This is a genomic window from Deltaproteobacteria bacterium (assembly GCA_016178705.1).
Lineage (GTDB): Bacteria > Desulfobacterota > Binatia > HRBIN30 > JACQVA1 > JACOST01.
Map to the genome: position 1 here is coordinate 177,372 of JACOST010000032.1, position 22,904 is coordinate 200,275.

The 22,904-nt window shown below is 63.5% G+C and carries 21 protein-coding genes; 1 reads left to right on the top strand and 20 read right to left on the bottom strand.

The window, feature by feature from the left end; all coding sequences use genetic code 11:
- Window positions 1–134 precede the first annotated feature (134 nt).
- A complete protein-coding gene (locus HYR72_25615; GenBank protein MBI1818374.1) occupies window positions 135–683 on the top strand; it encodes a hypothetical protein in 549 nt (182 codons plus the stop codon).
- 9 nt (window positions 684–692) lie between these two features.
- Here the strand turns inward: HYR72_25615 and HYR72_25620 are convergent, their stop codons facing one another.
- From HYR72_25620 to sucD, 20 genes are all read right to left on the bottom strand, one after another.
- Window positions 693–1,697: a flippase-like domain-containing protein gene (locus tag HYR72_25620; protein ID MBI1818375.1), complete on the bottom strand. Its 1,005-nt coding sequence runs from the start codon at window positions 1,695–1,697 to the stop codon at window positions 693–695.
- Window positions 1,698–1,879: 182 nt separating this feature from the next.
- Window positions 1,880–2,878 carry an adenosyl-hopene transferase HpnH gene (hpnH, locus tag HYR72_25625; GenBank protein MBI1818376.1) on the bottom strand — a complete coding sequence of 333 codons (999 nt, stop codon included), beginning with the start codon at window positions 2,876–2,878 and terminating at the stop codon, window positions 1,880–1,882.
- Window positions 2,879–2,964: 86 nt separating this feature from the next.
- Complete coding sequence (rimI, locus tag HYR72_25630; protein MBI1818377.1) at window positions 2,965–3,441, bottom strand: ribosomal protein S18-alanine N-acetyltransferase; 477 nt, start codon at window positions 3,439–3,441, stop codon at window positions 2,965–2,967.
- 8 nt (window positions 3,442–3,449) lie between these two features.
- Window positions 3,450–4,460, bottom strand: a complete 1,011-nt coding sequence (locus tag HYR72_25635; GenBank protein ID MBI1818378.1) for a ketoacyl-ACP synthase III — start codon at window positions 4,458–4,460, stop codon at window positions 3,450–3,452.
- On the bottom strand, window positions 4,457–5,386 hold the full coding sequence (locus HYR72_25640; GenBank protein ID MBI1818379.1) for a 3-oxoacyl-ACP synthase III family protein: 930 nt from the start codon (window positions 5,384–5,386) through the stop codon (window positions 4,457–4,459). The genes HYR72_25635 and HYR72_25640 overlap by 4 nt, the downstream gene beginning before the upstream one ends.
- Window positions 5,387–5,392: 6 nt before the next feature.
- Window positions 5,393–6,772, bottom strand: coding sequence for a 4Fe-4S dicluster domain-containing protein (locus HYR72_25645; protein MBI1818380.1), 1,380 nt, complete (start codon window positions 6,770–6,772; stop codon window positions 5,393–5,395).
- 97 nt (window positions 6,773–6,869) lie between these two features.
- On the bottom strand, window positions 6,870–7,304 hold the full coding sequence (locus HYR72_25650) for a GatB/YqeY domain-containing protein (protein ID MBI1818381.1): 435 nt from the start codon (window positions 7,302–7,304) through the stop codon (window positions 6,870–6,872).
- A gap of 2 nt (window positions 7,305–7,306) precedes the next feature.
- Window positions 7,307–9,895, bottom strand: coding sequence for a VCBS repeat-containing protein (locus HYR72_25655; GenBank protein MBI1818382.1), 2,589 nt, complete (start codon window positions 9,893–9,895; stop codon window positions 7,307–7,309).
- Between the two features lie 21 nt (window positions 9,896–9,916).
- Window positions 9,917–10,591 carry a signal peptidase I gene (gene lepB / locus HYR72_25660; GenBank protein ID MBI1818383.1) on the bottom strand — a complete coding sequence of 225 codons (675 nt, stop codon included), beginning with the start codon at window positions 10,589–10,591 and terminating at the stop codon, window positions 9,917–9,919.
- A gap of 50 nt (window positions 10,592–10,641) precedes the next feature.
- The gene (gene lepA, locus HYR72_25665) at window positions 10,642–12,441 is read right to left on the bottom strand and encodes an elongation factor 4 (GenBank protein ID MBI1818384.1); all 1,800 of its coding nucleotides are present in this window, start codon (window positions 12,439–12,441) and stop codon (window positions 10,642–10,644) included.
- Window positions 12,442–12,516: 75 nt separating this feature from the next.
- A complete protein-coding gene (locus HYR72_25670) occupies window positions 12,517–13,443 on the bottom strand; it encodes an NAD-dependent epimerase/dehydratase family protein (protein ID MBI1818385.1) in 927 nt (308 codons plus the stop codon).
- Window positions 13,440–14,405, bottom strand: coding sequence for an SDR family oxidoreductase (locus HYR72_25675; protein MBI1818386.1), 966 nt, complete (start codon window positions 14,403–14,405; stop codon window positions 13,440–13,442). Before HYR72_25675 ends, HYR72_25670 begins: the two co-directional genes overlap by 4 nt.
- Complete coding sequence (locus HYR72_25680) at window positions 14,402–15,715, bottom strand: UDP-glucose/GDP-mannose dehydrogenase family protein (GenBank protein ID MBI1818387.1); 1,314 nt, start codon at window positions 15,713–15,715, stop codon at window positions 14,402–14,404. The genes HYR72_25675 and HYR72_25680 overlap by 4 nt, the downstream gene beginning before the upstream one ends.
- Window positions 15,716–15,828: 113 nt before the next feature.
- Window positions 15,829–16,824: a glycosyltransferase family 2 protein gene (locus HYR72_25685; GenBank protein MBI1818388.1), complete on the bottom strand. Its 996-nt coding sequence runs from the start codon at window positions 16,822–16,824 to the stop codon at window positions 15,829–15,831.
- 105 nt (window positions 16,825–16,929) lie between these two features.
- Window positions 16,930–17,832: a sugar kinase gene (locus HYR72_25690; GenBank protein ID MBI1818389.1), complete on the bottom strand. Its 903-nt coding sequence runs from the start codon at window positions 17,830–17,832 to the stop codon at window positions 16,930–16,932.
- A 105-nt stretch (window positions 17,833–17,937) separates the two neighbouring features.
- On the bottom strand, window positions 17,938–18,792 hold the full coding sequence (gene mtnP, locus HYR72_25695; GenBank protein MBI1818390.1) for an S-methyl-5'-thioadenosine phosphorylase: 855 nt from the start codon (window positions 18,790–18,792) through the stop codon (window positions 17,938–17,940).
- Between the two features lie 207 nt (window positions 18,793–18,999).
- On the bottom strand, window positions 19,000–19,935 hold the full coding sequence (locus tag HYR72_25700; protein ID MBI1818391.1) for a hypothetical protein: 936 nt from the start codon (window positions 19,933–19,935) through the stop codon (window positions 19,000–19,002).
- Between the two features lie 270 nt (window positions 19,936–20,205).
- Window positions 20,206–21,357, bottom strand: coding sequence for a 23S rRNA (adenine(2503)-C(2))-methyltransferase RlmN (gene rlmN / locus HYR72_25705; protein MBI1818392.1), 1,152 nt, complete (start codon window positions 21,355–21,357; stop codon window positions 20,206–20,208).
- Window positions 21,284–21,706: a nucleoside-diphosphate kinase gene (gene ndk / locus HYR72_25710; GenBank protein MBI1818393.1), complete on the bottom strand. Its 423-nt coding sequence runs from the start codon at window positions 21,704–21,706 to the stop codon at window positions 21,284–21,286. Before ndk ends, rlmN begins: the two co-directional genes overlap by 74 nt.
- 106 nt (window positions 21,707–21,812) lie before the next feature.
- A complete protein-coding gene (gene sucD / locus HYR72_25715; GenBank protein MBI1818394.1) occupies window positions 21,813–22,682 on the bottom strand; it encodes a succinate--CoA ligase subunit alpha in 870 nt (289 codons plus the stop codon).
- Between the last annotated feature and the right edge of the window lie 222 nt (window positions 22,683–22,904).

The window sequence follows — 22,904 nt, forward strand, 5'->3', positions numbered from 1 at the left end:
TGGCTCGCAAAAAGAAGGGCACCGCAGGGGTGCCCGTCGTGTGCGTTGAAAATCACATGCCCGGAAACGAGTCAAGGCGCGCGGGGTCGAACCGATGCATCCATCCGCCGGCAATCTTCGTAATGAGGGGTGAGATGACCAGAGCGAGCCAGGCCGGGTTACTAGCCCTGCGACTGATGCTGATGAGTCGGATCGCCATAGCCGCCGAACCGTCTGGCTCGCCGATGGCTCGCGAGTCGCTCACAATGTGCGAACGGGCGGAGGATCTCACCGACACCGAGAAACCTGTCATCCTCGATCGCGGCTTGCAGCTTGCCGAGGCGGCGGTCGCCGCTGATTCGGGCGATGCCAGAGCTCACTTCGCCGTCTTCTGCAACCTCGGCAAGCAGGCAGAGCTGGCCGGGCTCGGCCTCAACAGCCTCGCCACCGTCCGTCGTCTGCGACAGGAACTTGATCTGGCGCTCGGTCTCAGTCCCGACGATGCCGATGCGCTCGCGGCCAAGGGCGCCCTACTCCTCAATCTGCCACGGTTGTTGGGAGGCGATCCGGCTGCGGCCGAACAGTTGCTGCGTCGAGCTGTCGTGCTCAATCCGCAGAACGCCGCAGCCCGGCGCTACCTCGCGCAAGCGCTCGTGGGGCGGGGTAGCTGTGACGAAACCTTCGCACAGGTTGCGTGTCGTTGAGTCGATCGCTCACGCCACCGGTTCGGATTGCGCCTCACCCCTCGCACGCAATACGTCTTCGATCCGCACGCCGGCGAACGGCAGCGCGATCACTCCTTGGCCGATCAAGCTCGCGAGCTGAATTGCGTTGAGCACCACTCCGTAGGCGAGGGCGTCAGCCGCCGGCACGCCGAACAATGCGAGCGCGAGCTGACAGGCGTACTGGTACGTCCCGATCATACCCGGCGCTTGCGGCAGGGCAGTGCCAAAACCAATGAAGATGAACACGATCACGGCGGCGTTGAAGGGCACGGCGAAGCTGAAGGCGCGGATGACGACGTAGCTCGATAAGATCGGCAGGAACCACAGCGCCAGCGACATCACGAACACCAAGCCGAGCAGTCGCCGGTCGGGCAGGATCTGCATGCCGGCGACGACCGCCTTGAGGAACCGCATCAGCCCGACGCCGAAACGCTCGGGAAGCAACCGCACGACCGCGCGCTCGAAGAACGCTTCACCACGCCACCACAAGAGCAGCACCAGCGTCACCAACACTGCGGCGCCCACGGCTGGGAACAACGCGCCGCGCCGTACCCACACCGGTAGATCGGCGGTCGTCAGCAGGCCGAGCAGGATGTAGAAAAGGATGACCACCGAATCCATCGTCTTCTCGACCACGAGATTGCCGACAACGTTGGAGAAGCTCACCGCGCTACGGCGCGACAGCAGCCATGGCCGCACTACTTCACCCATGCGCGCCGGCAACACGTTGATGGCCATGTACGCGACACTGGTGATGACCCATAGCGGAGCCAGCGCGATGTGGGTCAGTGGCCGTAGCTCCAACTGCCAGCGCCAGGCGCGAAAGATTTGCAACATAATACTGATGGCAAACGCCGGCACCAACCACCGCGCATCGAAGCGGCCGAACGCGGCGCCGAGATCCGCCAACGGCACGTTGCGAAACGCAAGATAGAGGAACAGCGCGCTGACGACGAGACTGAGGACGATGTTGCGGAACGTGCGTGCGTTCATGCGTGCCAGAACCTGCCCCAGGTGAGGGTTTGGCGCAAGCTCAGCCTTGTCCGACTGTAGGGGCGACGCATGCGTCGCCCGCGAACTAGCAGGTTCGCCACGGTTGAAGACGGAGGGCGATGCATGCATCGCCCCTACGCTTCAGAGACAATCGACGGTCTCTGCGAAGGAAGCGGAAGGAGCTACGACGAGAAATTCCACCGCGCCATGGTGGCCATATCTTTCATGCTGCCGCCGAGGTGGCGCACCACCGATGCCTCGAAGCCGCTGTGCATCTTGCAGTTCTGGCACAGCGGATCTTTGCGTGACTCCCAGTAGTCCCAGTCGACACCGTTCCAAAATTCGCCCCAGGTGGCGAACTGCTGCTTCTCGATCAGATAGCAAGGCCCCTTCCAGCCCTTCGGCGTGCGGGTCGGATTGCCCCACGGCGTGCACGGATAGTCGCGCTCGCCGGCGGCGAACTGCAGGAACAGCGGCGTCGAGTACAGACGATACTTCTTCGAGAGCTCGAGCACGCGTTTGAACTTCTGATGGATCTCGTCGCGGATCAGGAAGTGGTTCTCTTTGATCGGCTCGTAGTGGTAACCGGGCGAGATCAACATACCGTCGACGCCAATCGAATCGAGGAACGCGCACATCTCTTCGATCTCCGCGACGTCGGTCTCGCGGAACACCGTGGTGTTGGTACAGACCTGATAGCCGAGCCGCTTGCCTTCTTTGATCATCTCGATCGCCTTGTCGAACACGCCGGCGCGATCGGTCACCAGATCGTGGGTCCGCTTCATCCCATCGAGGTGGACGTTGATGCTCAGTCGCTTGTGCGGCTTGCCCTTCTTGAAGAAGCGGTCGAGCAGCAGGCCGTTGGTGCACAGGTAAATGTGACGCTTGCGCGCGATGATGCCGTCGATCAGCTCAGGTAGTTCGGGATAGATCGTCGGCTCACCGCCGCAGATGGAGACCACCGGCGCACCGGCTTCGTCGACGGATTGCAGACACTCGTCGAGCGAGAGGCGATCCTTGAGATCACCGCTGTAGCGTTCGGGCGAACAGCCGATGCACGCGAGGTTGCAGGTGTGCAACGGCTCGAGCATCAGCACGAACGGATAGCGCGTGCGGCCCTGCCACCAGTTCTTGGCCTGCCACTTCACCATGTCGGTCATGATGTGAATCGGAAATCTCATCGGCCTCCTCGTTCTGACCCAACGGTCAGGGCGCGGATGATAGCCATCGCGGCGATCTCATTGCAACACGGATCATGGATTTCGAGTTAGCGGTGAGCGGCGGCGCTCGCCGGCGCTCGCAGCGGCAAGGTCATGATGATCGCGTCGTCACCCTGACCATAGTAGTTGCGGCGCACGCCGCGATCGGTGAAGCCCAGCTTGAGATAGAGCGCGCGCGCCGCCTCGTTGCCGTGGCGCACTTCGAGCGTGACCGAATCCACTCCCGCAGTGCGCGCTTCGGTGATGACCGACTCGACCAGTAAGCGACCGACGCCGCGCCCGCGATGCGCGGGATGCACGGCGAGGTTCAAGATGTGACCCTCGTCGCCCACCAACCAGCGGCACACATAGCCCAGCGTCGTGCGGGTGCCGTTGGTGGCGCGCACGAGGGTGACGCGCGAGAACGGCACCTTCAGCTCGTGCAGAAACAGCCCCGGCGTCCACGGCTGGGAGAACGAGCGGCGCTCGATCTCCATCACATCGGCGAGATCATCGGCGCGCATCGGCGCGAGGTTGAGTTCCACGCAGTCCCCTACCAGCGGATCAAGGCGGACGCCCAGGTGAAGCCGGCACCGAACGCCGCGAGGCAGAGCAGCGAGCCGTCCCGCACCCGCCCGGCTTCCAGCGCTTCGGAGAGCGCGATCGGAATCGACGCCGCGGTGGTGTTGCCGTAGCGCTCGATGTTGGTGAACAGTTTCCCCTCCGGCAACTCCAGTCCCATCGTCACCATCTGGCTGATGCGCTGATTGGCTTGGTGCGGAATGAGCAGATCTATGTCCGCGACCGTCAGCCCGTTGGTATCGAGCGCTTCCCGAATGACCTCCGGGAAGCGAGTGACCGCGTGGCGAAAGACTTCGCGGCCTTTCATCTTCGGAAAAATCCGCGCGTTGGTGATCATCTCCTCGGTCAGGCGTGGCCGCTCGCGGCTTCCCGGACTTTCGAGCCACAACATCTCAGCGTACTTGCCGTCGGCGTGCAGATGCGTCGACAGGATGCCGCGCGTACGATCGTCCGATGGTCCGATCACCAGCGCGCCCGCACCGTCGCCGAAGATCACCCCGACCTCGCGGCCCCGCGTGGTGAGTTCGATGCCGGTAGAGTGAATCTCACCGCCCACCAGCAGCACATAGTCACACGTGCCGTTCTTGATGTACGCATCGGCCGTCGCCAAGCCATAAATGAATCCCGAGCACTGATTGCGCACGTCGAACGCCGGCATGCCTGACATCCCCATACGCGCCTGCAGCACGCACGCCGAACTCGGCATGTCGTAGTCGGGGCTGAGCGTGCAGAAGATCACCAGGCCGATTTGCTCGGTCCGCACCCCGGCGCGCTGCAACGCCTCGGTGGCGGCGATTGCGCCGAGATCGGCGGCGCCGACATCGTCGCCACTGAAGTGACGCTGTTTGATGCCGGTGCGCTGCTGAATCCATTGGTCCGACGTCTCCATGCGCCCGGCGAGGTCGTTGTTCGTCACGACGAGATCGGGCACGTGGCGCGCGACGCTCAGAATCCGCGAGTTGCGTCCTCCAGTCTGGCTCATAGCTGCACCACCGCGGCGCCCCAGGCGAAACCAGCGCCGCACGCCGCCAAGCACACCTTCGCGCCGGGACCGACTGCGCCCGCCGTCATCGATATGCTCAAACTCACGGGCACCGACGCCGCGGCAAGATGGCCGACCTCACGGCTGGGATTGCTGAACCGACTGGCGATGCCCATCTGTTCGGCCACACGATCGGCGACTTCCGGGAAGACGTGGGCGATCACGAAGTGATCGATGCCGTCGCGCGGTACCCCGGCCTTCGCAAGCGCCTCATCGATCACCACGGGAAGCGTGACCAGACCGAAGTCGCGCACGACGTCGAAGTCGAGCGTGGGGAAATGAACCCGCTGCTCGAAGTTCTCCAACGTCACCCGCACCGGGTGCTGGCGACTCGATGGATACTCGCACCAGAAGCGATCGTACTGTCGCCCATCGCTGTGAATCACCACCGAGCGCACGCCCGCATCGCCGCTACCCGGACCCAGCACCGCCACCGCGCCACCGTCGCCGAACAGCCGCGCCACTCGCTCGCCGCCTTCAGAGTAATCTAGTCCAGGAGAGATCACCTCAGCGGCGACCAACAGCACGCGGCGATACGTTCCCGCCCGGATGAACTGATCGGCAACCGAGAGACCGAACAGAAAGCCCGCGCACTGCCCGCGCACGTCGAGTGCGCCGACGGTTCCGCATTCGAGTTTGTGCTGGAAGAAACACGCCGCACCCGGGAATGTCACGTCCGGGGTCATGGTCGCAAAGATGATGAAGTCGACCGCGTCAGCGGTCACGCCCGCTTGCGCGAGTGCGCTGCGCGCGGCCGGCAGAGCCATATCGGAGGCGCCGCCCGTCGGCGCAATTGGCCGACGAACGCCGGCGATGTCGGCCAGCGGCGCGAGATTGTGGCTCAGCCCCTGCAGGGCGGTGCGCATACTCGATTACTTCAACAGCACCACTTCGAGCGTACGGTCGACGAAGCGATGCTTGAAGCCGGCCACCGGGGCCGGCAGCTTGATGTGAGTGGTGAAGTCGGGCGGAAACGCCGGCGAGACCGCCGCCAGCTTGCGCAAAACAGGATCCTCCACCCGCCCCTTCACGATCAAGTACCCACCCTGTAACGCCAGATCGTAATCGTAGTCCGGCATGTCGTCCGGAACGCCGAACTGGTCCTTCAACGCGGAGTGCGGCACCGTGCGGGGAAATTCCAGCCGCAGCAGGAAACCGTTGCCCTGCTCGGTGAGCGTGTAGACCTCGCCGTAGCGTTTCTCGCGTTCCTGCTTGTCTTCGAACTCGCCGCCGTGAAAGCCATCGACCGGCGATGTCCCGACACTTTCGGCGGTCTTGAGCATACGAGTCAGCGGCACGAACAGTGCGGCCAGCGGCGGCGCGTACAGTGCCGCGCGGAAGCGGACTTGATCCAACGGCGCGGCGCGAAAGATCGCTTCGCGCATGCGCCAGATCGCTTCGAAGGCCGCCATCGCGAAGCCGAGGACGATCAGCGAACTGAGCTCGTCGCTGAACACGTTGCGCTTGAGTGCAAACGCGCCGACAGCCACCATCACCGCCGGATAGATGATCATGTTGTGAAGGATGTTGAGCCCGGTGGCGCCGGCGGCGGTGAAGAAGCGCTTGTCACCGACCGCGGCTTCGATGCGCTGCTTCTGACCGAACGGCAAGGCCCCGAGCAGCGGCTGCGCCAGCGCGGCGAACCATTTGAAGCCGCGCGAACCAGAGCGCGGCGCATTCAGCATCGCCGCCGCTTCTTCGAAGTTGATTTTCAATTCGCCTTGGAAGGCCTTGAGCATACGCGGCTTGCGCGGCACCCGGACGCTCGCCGGCCTCGGCCCGGAGAGTGCCTTCTCGACGCGGGCACCAATCACCGCGGGCGCCTTGGCCGCGGGGGCGGCGGCCGCCTGAGTCGCCGGCGCCGGAGCCGCTGCTGCGGCCGGGGCCGCTGCCGGCACCCCTTCAACGGCATGCCCATTCCCCTTCCTGAACCGCGACGGGTAGTCGGGCGGGAACTCGGTGCCCGGATGCAACTCGCGCGCGCGCGCAATCAACACCTCATCGACCTCCGGACGGGCCGGATCGGGGATGCAGCAGTCCACCGGACACACCGCCGCGCAGGCTTCGTGATCGTGGAAGCCGACACACTCGGTGCATTTTTCGGGAACGATGAAGAAGATGTCCTGCGCAACCGCCGGGTGCTTCGCGTCGTTCAGGTCCCACTCCACCCCACCCTGATAGATCGCGGTGTTGGGACATTCCGGTTCACACGCGCCGCAGTTGATGCACTCCGACGTAATTACGGTCGCCATAGAGACAGCTCTCCTTCAATCGACTGCCAACGGCTGGCTTAGCGTGTTTCCCAGGTCGATTCAACGAAGGCGTCGGAGACGCGTGCGGCTCAGAAGACTAGCTCAGTTTGCGCGCTAGCTCGCTGGCGAGCTTGCCGTCGTACTGCCCGGCGTATCGCTGCTTGAGCGTCGCCATGATGGGGCCGATGGCGGGACTGCCGAGTTCCTGCGCGATCTCGCGGATCACGGCTTCGAGCCGCGGAGCATCCATCTGCGCCGGGAGATACGCTTCGAGCACAACTTGTTCGGCGCGATTCTGGGCAACAAGTTCCTCGCGGCCGCTCTTGGCTGCGAATCCCGCAGCTTCCGTACGCTTATTGATCTCCTTGCGAATCAGTCCGGCGATCTCCGCCTCGGGCAGCTCGGGGATCTGCTTGTCGACCTTGACGCTCTTGATGGCCGCCAACACGCCGCGCAACACGTAGACCGTGGACATATCGCGCGCCTTCATCGCTGTCGTCAGGTCGCGCTGCAACTGGGCTTCGCTCGCCATGATCAGCTCCCGACAAAGATCCGGCGCGCGGTCGCGAAAGTGTCCTGCGGAGTCACGACGCCGTCGCCGTTGGCATCAACACCCGCGGCGGCCGCAAAGGTGCCCCGCCCGACATCTTCGACACGGTGACTGTCACTGTCTGTGACCTGCCGCTGCGCCGCCACCAGATCCGCGGCGGAGACCCGTCCATCGCCATTGCCGTCGCCGCGCAGCACCGGTGTCGCACCCGAGTTGTTGAGGGCCGACACATTCATCGCGGTCGAAGCGTTGCCGGTTGCAACATCGTAGCGTCCGTCGGCGTTGAAGTCGGCCGTAACGATTGCCTTCGGTTGGCGGCTGATCGTCACACTGCCGGCGCGCATCAAGCGCCCGGTTTGGGTGTTCACCAGCACGGTCACGTCGTTCGACACTTGATTGGCGACGACGATGTCGGGCCGCCCGTCACCATTGAAGTCGCGGGCAACGATCCCCGACGGGGTACTGCCGGCTGCGGGTGGGAACGTCGGAATCGTGAAGCTGCCCATGCCGTTGCCGGTGTACACTTCCACGCGCTGGCCGGTGGCCGTCGCCACCGCGAAGTCATCGAAGCCATCGCGATTCAAGTCGAGGGTCGCGAGCGCCACTGGATTCATCCCGACCGGCACCACCGAGCCGGTGTGAAAGGTGCCGTTGCCATTGCCAAGCAGAACCGACACGTTGTCGGAGCCGCTGTTGGCAATGGCGAGATCCTCGAAGGCGTCACCGTTGAAGTGCCCGACCACGATGGCCACCGGCGTGTTGCGGACACCCGTCGTGCCTGCGCTGTGCAACGTGCCGTCGCCGTTGCCCAACATCACCGTGACAGAGCCCGGCTCACCGATGGACACAAGGGCGATGTCCGGGATGCGATTGTTGTCGAAGTCGCCGACGACACCCGCTACCGCGTGAGCCGTCGTGGCAATGACCGCCTGCGAATCGAACGTGCCGTCACCATGACCCAACAGCATCGAGATGCTGCCGGTGCCACCATTCACGGTGGCCAGATCGAGCTTGCCGTCGCGATTGAAGTCGGCCGCGACCGCCGCGCTCGGGTTGCTGTCTACCTCGATGTCGCTGCCCGCGAGAAATTTGCCGTCCGCTCGCGCCAGATACAAGCGCGCGCGACTGCTCGTATCGGCTCCGAAGGTGACCGCGATGTCCGGCAAGCTGTCACCATCGAAGTCCCCTGCCACCATGCCAGAGACCGTCGAGCCGACCAAGATGTCTTCAACGCCCAGCAAACGCCCGGGACTGCGATTGAGCAGCACCGCCACGTCGGGGCCTTGGGTTGCCTGGTTGCCGGTGACCACGTCGGGCTTGCCGTCACCGTCGAGATCACCGACGGCCACCACGAGCGGCTCTCCATCCGCCACGAACGTGCGGGCGGTCGCGAAATGTCCGCGCCCGTCGCCTAACAACACACTCGCATCGGTGCTCCGGCTATTGCTCGTGACAATGTCGAGATGATTGTCACCATTGGTGTCGGTGACCACGACGTCCGACGGCGTATTGCCGGCTGCTAGGGTCGGCCCAACGGTGAAGTGTCCCTGCCCGTCTCCGAGCAACACCACCAGACCGGTCGGTACCGCGACGATCAAGTCACGCCGGGTGTCTTCGTTGACGTCGCCGCCGGCGGCGGCGGCGGGTGCCGTTCCTATGTTCGTGTCGATGCGCGGCATGAAGTTTCCGTGTCCATCGCCGAGAAACACCGAGACGGTCTGACTGGCGCTGTTAATCGCCACGACATCGGGCTTGGTATCACCATTGAAGTCACCGATGACGACGGCGTTGGTCTTGGAACCCGCCGCGCGGGTCGTGATCCGCCCGAAGGTACCGTCGCCATTTCCGAACAGGACACTGACCTTGCCGTCACCGTCGCCGTTACCTTCGCTGACCACCGCCACGTCGATGTGTCCATCGCCATCGAGGTCGGCCGCGGCCACGGCCCCGGGGCCCGCAATCGTGTTGCACGTCCCCACGCCGGCTACGCGACATTCGTCCATGTCGCCGGTCAACTGTGGGTTGCAGCGCCGGCTGAAATCCCCCGTACACACACCACCGAGCACAAACGTCAACGGGCTGCATGTGCCGACGCTGTCCAGCTCGCATTCATCGAGACTGCCGGAATCCATCGAGGGCTCGCACTCCCTGCTGGTGTCGCCCGTGCAGTAGTAGTGAAAGCATACCGGGTCACCGTTCGGACACGGATCGCTAAAGCGCTTGAGGACCGATACGGTCGACACGTTGGCATTGGAGACCACGACATCGGGATTGTGATCCCCGTCCATGTCGGCGATCGCCAACCCCATCGGCACCGTGCCCGCGTTGAACTTCGGGAACGAGAACACGTTGCCCATGCCGTCGCCCGTCAAGAGCGTGATCGACGCACTATCGGAGTTCGCCGTGATCACGTCCAAGTGGCCATCCTTGTCCATGTCGGCGATCGCGATCGCCGAGGGCCGGCCATCGGTTCCCGTGGTCACAGCCGAGTCGAAGTTCGCCGTTTGCGCCCCCACCCATACCGGCACCAACAGCACGCCCACACCCACCAGCCTCGTACGAAACCGCCACATGGAATCCTCCTCTGCACTACCCTAATACACTAAATCGCCCAGCCGCTCCCAGCGCACCCGCCACACATCCCAATCGATGGAGAAATAGATCAGGAAGGCTTTGCCATGGATCGCGTCCAAGCTCACAAAGCCCCAGAAGCGACCATCGAGACTGCGATCGCGATTGTCGCCCATGACGAACACATGGTCGGGCGGCACCGTGACCGGCCCGAAGTTGTCGCGCGGCGCGGGGCCGCCGACTTGATTGCGGCCATCGGCAAAGTACGCGTGCTCGTTGTCACGGGGCACGCCATTGACGAACACGTGCTTATCGCGCACCTCGATTACCTCGCCCGCCACCGCGATCACGCGCTTGATGAAGTCCTTGGTCACGTCCTGGGGATAAATGAATACGATGATGTCGCCCGGCTTCGGCGTGCCGAATCGAACCAGGTTCTTTTCGAGAAACGGGATGCGAATACCGTAGGCAAGCTTGTTGACGAGGAGATGATCACCGATCTGGAGCGTCGGCACCATCGAGCTGGAAGGAATCTTAAACGCTTGGACGAAGAAGGTGCGAATGAACAGCGCCACCAGCACCGCCACGACGATGGCTTCGATATACTCACGCGCCGTCGACTTGGTCGCCGGGCGCGCGCTCGTGCCGGCCGCGGTTTTGGCGACAATCGAACCCGTTCGTGGCGTGCGTGCAGACATCGCGTGTGACCTTAGCCTTGAAAACGCAGCTTCGCCTAGTAAATTCGCGCCTACGCTTCCACCTTGAGAACAGCCAGGAACGCTTCCGGCGGAATCTCGACCCGGCCGACTTGCTTCATGCGCTTCTTGCCTTCCTTCTGCTTCTCGAGCAGCTTGCGCTTACGCGTGATGTCGCCGCCGTAGCACTTGGCGGTCACGTTCTTGCGCAGCGCGCGCACGGTTTCGCGCGCGATGATCTTGCTGCCGATGGCGGCCTGGATGATCACTTCGAACATTTGCTGCGGGATGAGTTCCTTCATCTTCTCGGCCAGCTCACGCCCACGCGGATACGCGCGCTCGCGGTGGATGATGAGGGAGAGGGCGTCGACCGCCTCGCCATTGATGCGCACGTCGAGCTTGATCAGATCCCCGGGTCGGAGATCGAGGAACTCATAGTCGAGCGAGGCGTATCCCTTGCTCACCGACTTCAAGCGATCGTAGAAGTCGAGCACCACCTCGTTGAGCGGCAATTCGTAAATCACCGCGGCACGGCCGCGGCCGAAGAATTTCAACTCGCGCTGCTTGCCGCGTTTTTCTTCGCAGAGCTTGAGCACGCCGCCCAGATAGGTCTCGGGAACGTGAACCGTGGCCACGATGAACGGTTCCTCGAAGGTCGCGATGCTCTGCGCGTCGGGTAACTTCACCGGGCTATCGACCATCAAGACCTCGCCGGTGATCGTCGTAACGCGATACGCCACGGTGGGCGCGGTGGTGATCAACGTGAGGTTGAATTCGCGCTCGAGCCGCTCGCGGATCACGTCCATGTGCAACAGCCCGAGAAAGCCGCAGCGGAAACCGAAGCCGAGCGCCACCGACACTTCGGGTTCGTAGGTGAATGACGAATCGTTCAGGCGCAGCTTCTCCATCGCCTCGCGCAGCGGGCCGTACTGCGTCGTGTCGGCCGGATAGAGTCCGCTGAACACCATCGGCTTCACGCTCTTGAACCCCGGCAGCGGCAGCGCCGTCGGACGATCGGCTTCGGTGACCGTATCGCCGATGTTGGTGTGCCGGATGTCTTTGATGCCGGCCATGATGAATCCGACTTCGCCCGACTCCAACGCGTCGATGACCGTGGCGCGAGGCGCGAACACGCCGACTCGGGTGACATCGAATTGCGCACCGGTGGTCATCATCACGATGCGCATGCCGGCGGTGACGCGGCCGTCCAGCACGCGCACCAGCACGACGGCACCGTGATAGGGATCGAACCAGCTATCGAAAATCAACGCCTTCAGCGGCGCGGTCGGATCGCCGAGCGGGGCCGGAATACGCTGCACGATCGCTTCGAGCACCGCCTCCGTCCCGATGCCGGCCTTCGCACTGGTGCGCACGGCTTCGTGTGCATCGAGGCCGATGATCTCTTCAATCTCAGCGATGACTCGCTCCGGCTCAGCGCTCGGCAGATCGATCTTGTTGAGCACCGGCACGACGGTGAGATTGGCATCGATGGCGAGGTACGCGTTGGCCACCGTCTGCGCCTCGACGCCTTGCGCCGCGTCCACTACCAGCAGCGCTCCCTCGCATGCCGCCAAGCTGCGCGACACCTCATACGCGAAGTCGACGTGCCCCGGCGTATCGATCAGGTTCAGGACATAGTCGTTGCCGTCTTGCGCGTGGTAGTACAAGCGCACCGCGCTGGCCTTGATGGTGATGCCCCGCTCGCGCTCGAGATCCATGCTGTCGAGAATCTGCGCCTGGCGCTCGCGTTCGGTGATCGCGCCGGTGAACTCGAGCAGCCGATCGGCCAGCGTCGACTTGCCGTGGTCGATGTGGGCGACGATCGAGAAATTGCGAATGAACTGCAGCTCCATAGGACGATGGTCAGGTGCTCGGAAGCGGATGCCGCGTTCGGAGGGACATGCCCCAGCCCCTCTTCACCTGACACCTCACTGTTTCCGCGCGCGAAACCACTCCACCGTCTGGCGCAGTCCTTCGTCGAGCGACACTTCCGGACGCCAGCGGAGCACGCGGCCAGCGGCCGACGCGTCGATCACACTGCGGAGCTGCTCGCCGGGCTTGGCCGGGCCGTGCTGCGCCGGCGCACTGGAACCACACAACGGCGCCAAGCGTTCGTACAGCGTGTTCACGTCGGTCTCGCGCCCGTTGCCGAAGTTCAACGCGCCGCAATAGTCTGACTTCAACGCGGCGACGCTGGCCCGTGCGAGATCACCGACGAAGACATAGTCGCGCGTCTGCTTGCCATCGCCGTTGATGATCGGGTGCTCGCCGCGAAGGAACTTCTCGATGAAGATGGCGATCACGCCGGCCTCACCGTGCGGGTTCTGGCGCGGGCCGTACACGTTGCCGTAGCGACAGGCGAGGTACGGGATGCCGTAGGCGGTGAAATAGAAAAACAGATAACGCTCACTCGAGAGCTTGGCGACGCCGTACGGGCTGATCGGTGCGAGCGGATGGGTCTCGGGCGCGGGAAAGGCTTCCTGCTCGCCGTAGATCGCGCCGCCCGTCGAGGCGAAGATCACTCGCTTCAAACCATTGCGCCGCCCCTGCTCCATCAAGTTGAGCAAGCCGACGATATTGACGCGCGCGTCGAACACCGGATCGGCAACCGAACGGCGCACGTCCATCTGCGCCGCGTGGTGATTGAGCACCTCGGGCTTCTCGCGCGCGAAGAGTTCCCCAACTGCGGCGCCATCCTGGATGTCGAGTTGAACGAAGCGAGCCTTGGGGTTGAGGTTCGCCCGCTTACCCGACGATAGGTCGTCGACCACCACGACATCGTGACCCGCCGCGACGTAGGCATCGGTGATATGCGAAGCGATGAAGCCGGCGCCGCCTGTGACCACGATCTTCATGCGCGCTCCTGAGCGAAGAGTTGCCGGAAGTACTCGACGGTGCGCGCGAGTCCTTCCTCGACGCTGATCTTCGGCTCCCACTGGAGCACGCGCTGCGCCTTGCTGATGTCGGGTTGGCGGATGTGCGGATCATCCTGCGTCCGTTCGTCCTGCGGCTTGACGAACACGATCTCGGACCTGGTACCGGTAAGTTTCTGCACGATCTTGGCGAACTGCAGCACCGTCATCTCGCTCGGGTTGCCGAGATTCACTGGATCGGTCTCGTTGCTGCCGAGCAAACGCACGAAACCGTCGACCAGATCGCTGACGTAGCAGAAGCTGCGCGTGCGCGAGCCGTCGTCGTAGACCGTCAGCGGCTGGCCGCGCAGCGCTTGCGCGATGAAGTTGGTCACCACCCGGCCGTCGTCGGGCCGCATGCGCGGACCGTAGGTGTTGAAGATGCGGCAGATGCGTGTGTCAATGCCGTGATAGCGATGGTACGCCATCGTCATCGACTCGGCGAAGCGTTTCGATTCATCGTAGACGCCGCGCGGGCCGATCGGATTCACGTTGCCCCAGTACGTCTCCGGTTGCGGATGCACCTGCGGGTCGCCGTACACTTCCGAAGTCGACGCGAGTAAGAACTTCGCGTTCTTCGCCCGCGCGAGTCCCAACGCCTTGTGGGTTCCAAGCGCACCGACCTTCAGCGTCGGGATCGGCTTCTGCAGGTAGTCGACCGGACTCGGCAGTGACGCGAGGTGGAGAATCGCATCGACCGGGCCTTCGACGTACATGAAGTCGACGACGTTGTGCTTGATGAAGCTGAAGCGTTCGTGACCCATCAAGTGGCCGATGTTGCGCGGATGGCCGGTGGAGAGGTTGTCGATGGCGATGACGGTGTGGCCCTCGGCCAACAATCGATCGGCGAGATGGGAGCCGATGAAGCCGGCGCCACCGGTTAGAAGGATGCGTTGCGCGCTCATGACGTGACCGGAGGCCGCCCCACGGAGTAGTAGGTGAAACCGCGCTGCTTCATTTCCACCGGCTCGTAAAGGTTGCGGCCGTCGAAGATCACCGGGTGCTTGAGAAGCTGACGCATGCGATCGAAATCGGGGCGGCGGAACTCGTTCCACTCGGTCATGATCAAGAGCGCCGACGCGCCGGCGAGGGCGTCATAGTTGACGCGATGGTATTGAATGCGATCGCCGAAAATCTTGCGCGCCTCGCCGAGCGCTTCGGGATCGTGCGCGTGGACCTCAGCGCCGGCCTTGAGCAACGAGTCGATCGCGGTGACCGCCGGCGCTTCGCGCATGTCGTCGGTGCGCGGCTTGAACGCGAGGCCCCAGACCGCGAACTTCATCCCGCGCAGATACTCGCCGAAGTGCCGCTGCACCTTGTCGACCACGGTCTGCTTCTGGCGTTCGTTGACCGCCTCGACGGCGCGCAGCATCGCGAAGTCGAGCCCCTGATCGATGGCGGTGCGAATCACGGCTTTGACATCCTTGGGAAAGCACGAGCCGCCGTAGCCGACACCGGGAAAAAGAAAATGATGCCCGATGCGGCGATCGGAGCCGATGCCGCGACGCACGTCGCTGACATCCGCACCGACTCGCTCGCACAGATTTGCGATCTCGTTCATGAACGAAATGCGCGCCGCCAGCATCGCGTTGGCTGCGTACTTGGTCATCTCGGCGCTCGCGGTACCCATGACGAGAATCGGGTTCTCGTTACGGACGAACGGGCCGTAGAGTTCCTTCATCAACTCGATCGCCTTCTCGCTGCCGCTGCCGATCACAACGCGGTCGGGCTTCATGAAGTCTTCGATCGCCGCCCCTTCTTTGAGGAACTCGGGATTGGAGACGACATCGAACTCGTGCCGGGTGCGCGACGCGATCACTTGCCGCACCCGTTCGGCGGTGCCGACGGGCACCGTGCTCTTGTCGACGATGACGCGATAGCCATCCATCGCTTCGGCGATCTCGGCGGCGACGCGCATGACCGCGTGCAAATCCGCGCTGCCGTCCGAACCAGAGGGCGTGCCGACGGCGATGAAGCAGATGAGCGATTGGCGGATCGCCGCGGCGAGGTCAGTGCTAAAGGTCAGCCGCTTCTCGGCGACGTTGCGCTTGATCAGCTCTTCCAGCCCGGGCTCGTAGATCGGCACCATCCCTTGGCGGAGCTGAGCGATCTTGGCTTCGTCGATGTCGACACAGATCACATCGTTGCCGCCCTCGGCGAAGCAGGTACCCGCCACCAGCCCGACGTAGCCAGTCCCGATGACGCAGAGTTTCACGTGGTGGTCTCCTCACGCCTCGGTGCAAAAAAGGGCCTGACGGCGCGCAGCCAAGCCAGACCCTTTCGAAGCCACCGAGACCATCAAAATCCGCCGGAGCTATAGCGGCGGGTCTAGGGGAAGTCAACGCGAGGTAGGGAGTTGTGCGCGTTGTCGGCGGTGCGCCCACCCGCTTCAATCACGCTTGCTACCCTATACACCGGCTTCCCTTGCGACTCGTGGTAGGTGCGCACGAGCAGCTCGCCGAGCAGGCCCATGGTCACGAACTGGATGCCCATGATGGTGAGCAAGATGCCGAGCCACACCAGCGGACGGCCGGCGAGGCGGACATCGAAGAACAGCCGTTCAAACCCGAGCCACCCGACGATGAGTAGGCCCACGGCGGTGGCGAGCAGGCCGAAGACGCCAAAGATATGAATCGGGCGCGTCGAGTAGCTCGACATGAACTTCACCGTCACCAGATCGAGCAACACGCGCACGACGCGCGAGAGGCCGTACTTCGACTGTCCGCGCAGCCGTGGGCGATGATTCACGGGGACCTCGACGATGCGCGCGCCAAGATCGGCCGCCAGTGCCGGAATGAACCGGTGCATCTCACCGTACAGCCGCAGTCCGCGCGCCAGGTCGCCGCGCAGCGCCTTCAGCGTGCAGCCGTAGTCGTGCAAGCGCACGCCGGTGATGGCGCCGATAAACCAGTTCGCCGCCACCGACGGCACCCGCCGGCTCCACAACGGATCCTGCCGATTGGCCCGCCATCCGGCGACCAGGTCGTAGCCTTCATTCATCTTCGCGAGCAGCCGCGGGATCTCGGTCGGATCGTTCTGACCGTCGCCGTCCATCAGCACGACCACCTCACCCTGCGCATGCGCAATGCCGGCGGCCATTGCGGCGGTCTGGCCGAAGTTGCGACTGAGCTGCACGACTGTCACGCGCGGATCGTCGTCGTGCAGCCGTCGCAACACCTCGAAGCTGCCGTCGCGGCTGCCGTCGTCGACGTAGATCACTTCACTCTGCTGCCCGAGCTGGTCGAGCACCGCGCGCAACTCGGCATGCAAGGGCACGAGGTTATCGACCTCGTCGTGAACGGGGATGACGATGGAGAGATGCATGACACCTATCGCAGATAGCCGATCGCTGATTGCGTATCGTCGGATCCCCGAGCCCGGCAATACGCCATCGGCCATCTGCCATCCGCGTTCCTCATCCCAGGTTCCTCATCCGATGTCCGTCAGGCTGATGAACTGCCGATAGCGCCGCTCGATGTCGTCGCGCGTGAGCGTGCGCAGACGATTGAGGCTGAAGTCTTCGACGCAGTACGACGCCAGCACGCTGCCGTAAACGATCGCGCGTCGCAAGCCACCTTCCGACGTGTCGCCCGAGCGCGCGATCTCGCCCATGAAGCCGCCGGCAAAGGTATCGCCGGCACCGGTCGGATCGAAGACCTCTTCGAGCGGGAACGCCGGAATGGCAAAAACCGAATCGGGTGCGAAGCGGATCACACCGTACTCGCCGCGCTTGATCAGCACGCTCTTCGGTCCCATCGCGAGAATCCGGCGCGCCGCTTTCACGATGTTGCGCTCGCCGCTGAGCAGGCGCGCTTCCTCATCGTTGATGGTGAGGATGTCGACGCGACCGAGCAGGCGCTCCACGTCGGGGCGTGACGACGTGATCCAGTGATTCATCGTGTCGCAGCCGATCAAGCCGGGTGCCGAGAGTTGATCGAGGACCGTGCTTTGCAACTTCGGATCGATATTGGCGAGGAAGACGTACGGCGCATCGCGATAACTCGCCGGCAACACCGGTTCGAAGTCGGCGAACACGTTGAGCTGCAAGTCGAGCGTATCGCGAACGTTCATGTCCTCATGATAACGGCCCGTCCAGCGGCCGGTCTTTCCCGGCTGCAACTTCAGGCCGCTCAGATCGATACCGCGACCGGTGAGGAATTCGATCTCCGCCTGCGGAAAATCCTCGCCCGCCGTCGCCACCATCTTCACCGGCGCGAAGAAACTCGCCGCCACCGCGAAGTAGGTCGCTGCGCCGCCCATGACGTCCTCGACCTTGCCATGTGGCGTCTCGACGGTATCGAAAAATACGGACCCAACAACAACGATGCTCATGCGATCCTCGAAACCTTTCTCAACAAACGATTACACAGATTCAGAGTTCTTCCTCTCCCAATCCGTGAAATCCGCGTAATCCGTGGTAGTCCCCCGTCCGATGCCCTAAACGTATTTCCCAATGATCACCTTGAGATCGTCTTTCACCTTCTGTGGGATGCGGGCGCGGTCGGTGATGATGGCGTGTTGCAGCGCGCTCGCACAGGGGCAAGACCGTGTCGTCGGGAGATGCGACACCGTCTCGCCGACCACGCGGCGCGCCAACTCAACGTTGGCGTTCAGCACGCGCAGGATGTCGGCGATCGCGACATCGTCGTGGTGCGGGTTCCAGCAATCGAAATCGGTCACCAGCGCCAAGCTCGCAAAACACATCTCGGCTTCGCGCGCGAGTTTGGCTTCCTGCAGATTGGTCATGCCGATCACACTCGCGCCCCAGTTGCGATACAGCTCCGACTCGGCACGGGTGGAGAACTGCGGCCCTTCCATGCACAGATAAGTGCCGCCGGCGTGTACGGTTGCGCCGGCCGTACGAGCCGCATCGCTGACGGTGCGCATGAGCACCGCACAGCACGGATCGGCGAACATGACGTGGGCGACGATGCCGTCGCCGAAAAACGTGCTCGGCCGCTTCACCGTACGATCGATGAACTGATCCGGCACGACCACATGCCCTGGCGCAATCTCGCCGCGCAAGCTGCCCACCGCGCCGACGGATATCAGCCACTCGACGCCGAGCTGCTTCATGCCGTGAATGTTGGCGCGGAAATTCAACTCGCTCGGCAAAATGCGATGCCCGCGCCCATGCCGCGGGAGGAACACCAGGCGCACGCCGGCTAGCGTGCCGCACACGAACTCATCTGACGGTTCGCCGAAGGGCGTGGTCAGCCGACGCGATTCGACGTTCGCCAAACCCGGCAGCTCGTACAACCCGCTGCCGCCAACTACCCCGACGGTCGTCACGCGGAAACCGCTTCCGTCTGAGCGCTCGCGCCGCGCTCTACACAAGAGGTCCCAGCAGTGGGTCCGCCATACCGGCGAAAGCCGGTATCCAGGCGGGGGCGTGGGGTGTGAGCCTGGATTCCGGCTTTCGCCGGAATGACGAGTCGGGAGGCCGCTCCATTTCTGAGAAGAGCGCTCCCGCTGTTGTACCGCATCGGTTCCAACTCCTCACCCTCGAATCATTCCCAGTCGCGGCCCGGTCTCGATGGTTAGCTGACGAACGGGCCCAAGAATTTCGCCGTCGACCATGTACTGGCTCGGCAGCGGAAACTCAACTACGACACGCTGCGCGAGGTTGTCGTAGAGTTGCTCCGATTCCAACGGGAAGCCACGCCGCATCCGCCACAGCTTGCGCACGATCTCGGGCGGCGTGATCGGTCCAGCGATCAGATGGAAGAAGCCGCGCTTGCGAGTGGCGAGGTACGTCGGCTTGAAGCCGAGGCCGATGTCCACCAGCGTGCTGGCGTAGACGATGTTGAAGCGGCGGAACGGTAGGCGTTCACCGTCGCAGTCAATGTCAGCCTCGGTTGCTTGGAACACGCCGCGCGACAGCGAGGTGCCGAGCAACGTCGACAGCGACAGTTGCGCGATCAACCACGCCGCGCGGCGCGGACCACGGCGCGCACCGGAGTAGTAGATGCGCAGGAAGTTGATGATCGGGCCGGCGCCGAACATGAAGCCGTAGTACTGGCCGTCAACGCGTAGGAGATGGCGCTCGACCACTTCATGGGTGTGGCCGTGACGGTAGTCGGCGATCACGTGCGCCAGCATGCGTTCGGGCCGCCGCCACTTGCCGCCGATCGAGCGGATCATCGTGTTCATCGTCCCGGCGCGTAGCGGCAGGAACAGCGGCAGCGGCGCGCCGTCATACTCGCGGATGAGCGCGGAGAGCGTGTGAAAATAACTGCCATCACCGCCACAGACGGTGACGATGTCACACCCCTTGATACGGATCTCGCGCACCGCATCCGGCAAGGCGGCCAGACTGGGCGTTTCGAGCACGCAGCCGTCGTCACCGATGATTTTACGAAGCCGCTCGGTGCGTTTCCCCTCCGCGCGATTGCCCGCCGCGTGGGGATTCACCACTACCGCGATGCCCGGCACGGTTCGATCGTGAGGCGTGACTCGTGAATCGTGAGTCGCAAGACTTGACCGGCCGAGACGCGACTGCGCCCACGTCGGCCCTCAATACGTTCGCCCCGGCAAACGGGTATTGAAAGCGGGCGAGAACAAACCGTTTCCCCGAGTAGCGGCACTGAGTAGAAGCCGCAGGCTTCGTATCGAAGGGTCGCGCATCGAGGGGCTGTTCGCGCAAAGCGCGTGAGTGGTGAGGCGTGATCGATGCGAGCGCTCACGATTCACCCTTCACGGCGATCACGCTGCCGTGGCATGTCGGGCGGCGAGTTGGCCGCACGCGGCGTCGATGTCTTGGCCGCGGCTGCGGCGTACGGTGGCGAGCACGCCGGCCGCAAGCAGGCGGCGGCGGAACGCCTCGACCGCCGCATCGCTGGCGCGCGCCACCTCGGCGTCGGGAAAGGGATTGAACGGAATCACGTTGACCTTGGCGCGAATGCCGTGCAGCAGCCGCGTCAGACGATCGGCGTCGGCCAGCGAGTCATTGCGGCCGGCCAGCATCACATACTCGAACGTAATGCGGCGGCGCTGCGCGATCGGCAGTGCCCGGCACAGCGCCATCAGCTTCTCCAGCGGATATTTCTTGTTCACCGGCATCAGGGCCGTGCGCTGCACGTCAGTGGTGGCGCTGAGCGACACCGCTAGATTGACGTTGGTCTCCCGCACCAGCCGTTCCATCTGCGGCAGCAGCCCGACGGTCGACACGGTGATGCGCCGCGCGCTGATGGCCAAACCCCACGGCGCCGACAACGTGGCGAGCGCGGCAACCACGTTGTCGTAGTTGTGCAGCGGCTCGCCCATACCCATGAAGACGATGTTGGTGATCGTTTCGCCTGCGGCGAGTGCACGCTCGGCCGCCATCACCTGACCAACGATTTCGTCCTCGGTGAGATTGCGCTGCAACCCCAATCGGGCGGTCGCGCAGAACACGCACCCCATGCCACAACCGGCCTGCGACGAGATGCACAGCGTCAACCGCGGCGGCTCGGGGATCAGGACCGACTCAATCGCGAAGCCGTCACGCAGGCCGAAGAGAAACTTGCGCGTGCCGTCACGCGAGCGCGCGACCTGAACCGGATCGAGCCGTGGTAGTTCGAACGCAGCGACGAACGCGTCGCGCACCGCGCGCGGCAAGTCGCTCATCGCCGCAGCGTCCTCGATGCGGTGATGGTAGATCCAAGTCAGAATCTGTTCGGCGCGATATTTTGGAAGACCCTGCGCCGCAATCCACGACCGAACGGCCACGGGCGTAGCAATCTGGTGGTACCGGCTTCCAGCCGGTGTACCCTCTGCAAACGCTACCACTTCTATGGCAGTGTCAGCTCGGGAGTTCGAGCTGACTGAAGAAGAAGCTGATCTCCCAGCGCGCGGTGTCGGCGGCGTCGGAACCATGGCAGGCATTCTGCTCGACATCCGTGCCGAAGTCACGCCGCAGCGTGCCGGCCGCGGCCTTCGCTGGATCGGTGGCGCCCATGATCTCGCGGTTACGCGCGATCGCGTTGTCGCCTTCGAGCACGGAGACCAGGATCGGTCCCGACGACATGAACTTCGTCAGGTCCGCATAAAACGGTCGCTCTTTGTGCACGACATAGAAGCGCGCGGCGTCGGCCGAACTCATGCGGATGAGTTTCGCCGCCACGATTTTGAGCCCGCCTTGTTCCAGCCGCGCCAGAATTTGGCCGACCCCGTGCTTGCGCACTGCGTCGGGCTTCACAATCGAGAGTGTTCGCTCAGACATCATCTTGATCCTTTGACAACGGATTAAACGGATTGAACGGATTTCGGACGGGCCTGGCTGACCCTCGCGCCCAATCCGTTTAATCCGTTCAATCCGTTGTAAACTCTTCTTACGCCAACGCTGCCTTCATCGTCGTGCCGAGCTCGGCCGGACTCTTCGCGACATGGATGCCCGCGGCTTCGAAGGCCTTGATCTTGTCGACAGCCGAGCCGCTGCCGCCGGCGATGATCGCGCCGGCATGTCCCATGCGTTTGCCCTTCGGCGCGGTTTGCCCGGCGATGAACCCGACCACCGGTTTGGTCATCTTCGCCCGCACGAACTCCGCCGCCGATTCTTCCGCCGTGCCGCCGATCTCACCGATCATGATGACGCCTTCGGTGTCGGGATCGGCTTGAAACAGCGCGAGCGCATCGATGTGACTGGTGCCGACGATGGGATCGCCGCCGATGCCGATACACGTCGATTGCCCCAGCCCGAGCTGCGTCAGTTGATGCACCGCTTCGTAGGTGAGCGTGCCGCTGCGCGAGACCACACCAATATGGCCGGGCTTGTGAATGTAGCCCGGCATGATGCCGATCTTGCATTGGCCGGGGGTAATAATGCCCGGACAGTTCGGACCGATCAGGCGCGTCGCGCGGCCTTCGAGGTAGCGCTTCACCTTCACCATATCGAGCACAGGGATACCTTCGGTGATGCAGATCACCAGCGGTATCCCCGCATCCGCTGCTTCCATGATCGCATCGGCGGCGAACGGCGGTGGCACGTAGATCACCGAAGCATTGGCACCGGTCGCTTTCACGGCGTCGGCGACGGTGTTGAAGATAGGAATGCCCTCGAAGTCAGTACCACCTTTGCCTGGCGTGACACCCGCAACCATTTGCGTGCCGTACTCCTTGCACGCGCGAGTATGAAACTGTCCGGTCGATCCGGTGATGCCCTGGGTCAAGACGCGCGTGTTTCGGTCAACAAGAATGCTCAACGGAATACCCTCGGCGAAGTTCCGATCGTGTAGCGACTGATCCTTCCGAAGTCAATTTGGCCAAAGTCAATTTCGATGATCGCCGCGGCGGTGTCCGGGAGCCGTGAACCGTGAGTCGTGACTCGTGAGTCGGAGCCTCCTCCCTCGCCCTCCTCCGCGGCTGGTGATGCCGCAAAGGAGGGACCTACACCAAGTGGCTGGAGCGGGCGGTTTGTTTCACGC

Excerpts from the sequence above, each read along its gene's own strand:
- HYR72_25615 (MBI1818374.1), top strand. The coding sequence starts at position 135 with ATGACCAGAGCGAGCCAGGCCGGGTTACTAGCCCTGCGACTGATGCTG.
- HYR72_25620 (MBI1818375.1), bottom strand. The coding sequence starts at position 1,697 with ATGAACGCACGCACGTTCCGCAACATCGTCCTCAGTCTCGTCGTCAGC.
- hpnH (MBI1818376.1), bottom strand. The coding sequence starts at position 2,878 with ATGAGATTTCCGATTCACATCATGACCGACATGGTGAAGTGGCAGGCC.
- HYR72_25635 (MBI1818378.1), bottom strand. The coding sequence starts at position 4,460 with ATGAGCCAGACTGGAGGACGCAACTCGCGGATTCTGAGCGTCGCGCGC.
- HYR72_25640 (MBI1818379.1), bottom strand. The coding sequence starts at position 5,386 with ATGCGCACCGCCCTGCAGGGGCTGAGCCACAATCTCGCGCCGCTGGCC.
- HYR72_25645 (MBI1818380.1), bottom strand. The coding sequence starts at position 6,772 with ATGGCGACCGTAATTACGTCGGAGTGCATCAACTGCGGCGCGTGTGAA.
- HYR72_25650 (MBI1818381.1), bottom strand. The coding sequence starts at position 7,304 with ATGGCGAGCGAAGCCCAGTTGCAGCGCGACCTGACGACAGCGATGAAG.
- HYR72_25655 (MBI1818382.1), bottom strand. The coding sequence starts at position 9,895 with ATGTGGCGGTTTCGTACGAGGCTGGTGGGTGTGGGCGTGCTGTTGGTG.
- lepB (MBI1818383.1), bottom strand. The coding sequence starts at position 10,591 with ATGTCTGCACGCACGCCACGAACGGGTTCGATTGTCGCCAAAACCGCG.
- lepA (MBI1818384.1), bottom strand. The coding sequence starts at position 12,441 with ATGGAGCTGCAGTTCATTCGCAATTTCTCGATCGTCGCCCACATCGAC.
- HYR72_25670 (MBI1818385.1), bottom strand. The coding sequence starts at position 13,443 with ATGAAGATCGTGGTCACAGGCGGCGCCGGCTTCATCGCTTCGCATATC.
- HYR72_25675 (MBI1818386.1), bottom strand. The coding sequence starts at position 14,405 with ATGAGCGCGCAACGCATCCTTCTAACCGGTGGCGCCGGCTTCATCGGC.
- HYR72_25685 (MBI1818388.1), bottom strand. The coding sequence starts at position 16,824 with ATGCATCTCTCCATCGTCATCCCCGTTCACGACGAGGTCGATAACCTC.
- HYR72_25690 (MBI1818389.1), bottom strand. The coding sequence starts at position 17,832 with ATGAGCATCGTTGTTGTTGGGTCCGTATTTTTCGATACCGTCGAGACG.
- rlmN (MBI1818392.1), bottom strand. The coding sequence starts at position 21,357 with ATGGTTCCGACGCCGCCGACACCGCGCGCTGGGAGATCAGCTTCTTCT.
- ndk (MBI1818393.1), bottom strand. The coding sequence starts at position 21,706 with ATGATGTCTGAGCGAACACTCTCGATTGTGAAGCCCGACGCAGTGCGC.